Annotated in this window: 3 protein-coding genes; 1 reads left to right on the top strand and 2 read right to left on the bottom strand. The window is 62.2% G+C overall.

Features of this window, described 5'->3' with window-relative positions:
• The coding region (aceE, locus tag AC1DS3_RS36755; protein ID WP_477129146.1) for a pyruvate dehydrogenase (acetyl-transferring), homodimeric type at window positions 1–2316 on the bottom strand (2316 nt) is incomplete at its 3' end.
• Window positions 2317–2467: 151 nt separating this feature from the next.
• Here aceE and AC1DS3_RS36750 point away from each other — a divergent pair.
• Entirely contained in the window at window positions 2468–2911 is a 444-nt protein-coding gene (locus tag AC1DS3_RS36750) for a MarR family winged helix-turn-helix transcriptional regulator (RefSeq protein ID WP_441636303.1), read from the top strand.
• A gap of 183 nt (window positions 2912–3094) precedes the next feature.
• Here AC1DS3_RS36750 and AC1DS3_RS36745 read toward each other — a convergent pair.
• The coding region (locus AC1DS3_RS36745) for an EAL domain-containing protein (RefSeq protein ID WP_477129145.1) at window positions 3095–3529 on the bottom strand (435 nt) is incomplete at its 5' end.

Below are 3529 nucleotides of genomic sequence, written 5' to 3'. Positions count from 1 at the left end.
GCGCAACTCCGTCAGGCTCGTGGCGCTCCAGATGTCGCTGGCGATGCCGAAATCCGATGCCAGCAGTTCCGCCGCCGCAATGACTTCGTTGAGGATGGCGCCGCTGCCCGCCAGTTGCACCCGGCCAACGGGCTTCTCTGTCGGCGCCGAGGAGCGCAGCGGGTACCACCCGCGCAGGATRCCTGCTTCAACGCCTGCCGGCAGGGCGGGGTGCGTGTAGTTCTCATTCAGCAGCGTGATGTAGTAGAAGATGTCTTCCTGATCCACATACATGCGGCGCATCCCGTCATGGACGATCACTGCCAGTTCGTAGGCGAAGGTGGGGTCGTATGAGACGCAGCAGGGAATGACCGACGACAGCACGTGGCTGTGGCCATCGTCGTGCTGCAGTCCTTCGCCCATGAGCGTGGTCCGTCCCGAGGTGGCGCCCAGCAGGAAGCCGCGCGCGCGGGCATCGCCGGCGGCCCAGGCCAGGTCGCCCACCCGCTGGAAGCCGAACATCGAATAGTAGATGTAGAACGGCAGGGTGTTGACGCCATGATTGCTGTACGCGGTGGCGGCAGCAATCCAAGCTGACATCGCGCCGGACTCGTTGAGCCCTTCCTGCAGGATCTGTCCGTCGCGCGACTCGCGATAGTAGCTGAGCTGATCGGCGTCTTGCGGCGTGTAGAGTTGCCCGACATGGGAATAGATCCCGACCTGCCGGAACATGCCTTCCATGCCGAAGGTCCGCGATTCGTCGGGAACGATCGGTATCACGTTCCGGCCCAGTGACTTGTCCTTGAGCAGCGTACCAAGCATGCGTACGAAGGCCATCGTCGTGGAGTAGCCACGGGTGCCGGAGTCGCTCAATTGGGTGTCGAAGATCGACAGCGGGGGCAGTGCCATGGGTCCCGTGCCGGCATGCCGGGCTGGAATGTGGCCGCCCAGCGCTGCGCGTCGGCCGTGCAGGTAGCGTGCCTCCACGCTTTCGGGGGCGGGCTTCAGGTAGGGTATCTCGTCGAGCTGGTCATCGCTGACCGGCAGTTCGAATCGATCACGGAACGCGCGTACGGCGTCTGCGTTGAGCTTCTTCAACTGGTGGTTGATATTCTGGCCTTCACCGGCCTCACCCATGCCGAAGCCCTTGACGGTCTTGACCAGGACGACGGTGGGCTGTCCCACATGCCGCATGGCAGCCGCGTAGGCGTTGAAGACCTTGACCGGATCGTGACCGCCACGGGTCAGCGCCCAGATATCGGCATCGCTCATGTCGGCCACTAGTTCAAGCAGGGCGGGATATTTGCCGAAGAAGCGTTCGCGCACATAGGCCCCGTCCTGCGACTTGAACGCCTGATATTCGCCATCGACGCACTCCATCATGCGCTGGCGCAGCAGGCCGGTGGTGTCGCGTGCCAGCAAGCGGTCCCAGCCGCTGCCCCASATCACCTTGATCACGTTCCAGCCAGCCGCCCGGTACAGACCCTCGAACTCCTGAATGATCTTGGCATTGCCCCGGACAGGTCCGTCGAGTCGCTGGAGATTGCAGTTGACAACGAAAATCAGGTTGTCAAGCCGCTCGCGCCCAGCCATGGCCACGGCTGCCAGGGATTCAGGCTGATCCATTTCACCGTCGCCAAGGAATGCCCAGACCTTGCGCCCCTGGGTGGGGGCAAGCTGTCGGTCCTCGAGGTAGCGCATGACGCGCGCCTGGTATGCCGCCGTGATCGGTCCAAGCCCCATCGAGACGGTGGGGAACTGCCAGAAGTCCGGCATCAGCCGCGGATGCGGATACGACGACACGCCATTGCGGCCTGCCTCGCGGCGGAAGTTGTCGAGTTGTGCTTCGTCGATGCGGCCTTCCAGAAAGGCCCGTGCGTAAATGCCAGGCGATGCATGGCCCTGCAGATAGACCAGGTCGCCAGCGAAGGCCTCCGTTTGACCCCTGAAGAAATGCTGGAAACCTACCTCGTACAGCACGGCGGCCGATGCATACGTGGCGATATGCCCGCCGACGTTGGAGTGCTTGCCCGCCCGCAACACCATCGCCATGGCATTCCAGCGCGCCATGGCGGCCAGTCGGCGCTCGATCTGGATGTCGCCGGGATACGGCTGCTCGCGCGATTCGGCAATCGTGTTGACGTAGGGCGTCGTGATCGCGCCGTGGAAATCCCCGTGTTGGGCGGCGTCCGATTCATGCAGGCGGTTCATCAGGTAGTGGGCGCGTTCGCGGCCCTCGACTTCGGTCACGGCGGCCAGTGCCTCGATCCATTCCTGGGTTTCCTGCGGATCCACATCCTGCGGCAATACGTGTAGCGGCAACACCGGGGCATTCATCTCTGTCTCCATGGGATTGACGGGGCTTCGGTTCGCACCAGGCCCAGTCGGGTAGACGGGGCCATCGCGATCCGAGTGAATTGCAAATGCAATCGTTCGGGTATTGTGAGCATTCTGCGGCATAATTGCAACTGCAACTATTGGAGATGCCATGTCGACTGAGAAGCCGGATTTGTGGTTTTCGTTCGTACGGTCGCACCGGGCCTTGATACGTGAGGTGGACCGGCGTCTGGCCGAGGCTGGACTGCCTGTCTACGCGTGGTACGACGTGCTGTGGGGGATTGAAAGCGGGCCGGAGGAAAGCAGGCGGATGCATGAACTGGCCGATGTACTTGCCATCGAGCGGTACAACCTGACTCGCCTGATTGACCGGCTGGAGCGTGAAGAACTGGTGACCCGTATCCGTTCAGAGGAAGACGGGCGCGCTGCGTTCGTGTCCGTCACACGGCAAGGCAAGGCCTTGCGCAAGAAGATGTGGGGCGTCTATGAGGCGGCGGTCAATGAACTGTTTCTGGCCCAGTTCCGGCCGGATGACATCGAACGGTTTTCTCGCGCGCTGGACGCGGCGGCCGCCAAAGCGGGACGGCCGAAATAGGTTTGAACTCCCTTTTCGTGCGGTGACGCAGTCTGCAATGGTCTTGAAGTCCGGCGCCAGTCGAGCGGTCAGCCACCTCAGCTCTATATTGCGTCGCTTCATCCGATCCCCCAATCTGAATGCGCATATTCAGTGTAGGTGATCGATGCGTTTTCACACAGCCTCGGCCCCATGGTGCCTTCTTCATCCGGCATCCAACAGCAGATTGTCGTCGGACAGCGATGCAATCAGGTTCGCCGCGGACATCGGTCGTCCCAGCAGGAAGCCTTGCAGCGAATCGCATCCAAGCCGCGTCAGGAACTCCTGCTGCTTCGCCGTTTCGACCCCTTCCGCAACGATATTCAAATTCAGCGTGCGCCCAAGCGCCACAATGGCCGAGACAATCGCCGCATCCTCCGTATCGCGTGACAGATCCCGGATGAACCCGCGATCGATTTTCAGCTCGCTGGCAGGCAGCCGCTTGAGGTACAGCAGGCTAGAATAGCCGGTGCCGAAGTCGTCGATCGAGATGCGCACGCCCATGTCGTGGAGTTGCTGCAGGATCTGCAGGCTGGCATCCGCGTCGCGCATCGCCGTGGATTCGGTGACCTCCAGCGTCAGGCAGCGTGGCTCCAGCGC

The sequence above is a fragment of the Cupriavidus sp. 01L46 genome (assembly GCF_056399905.1).
This window is presented reverse-complemented; position numbering and strand designations above follow the sequence as displayed.

Coding starts and splice junctions, on each gene's coding strand:
- AC1DS3_RS36750 (WP_441636303.1), top strand. CDS start 2,468: ATGTCGACTGAGAAGCCGGATTTGTGGTTTTCGTTCGTACGGTCGCAC.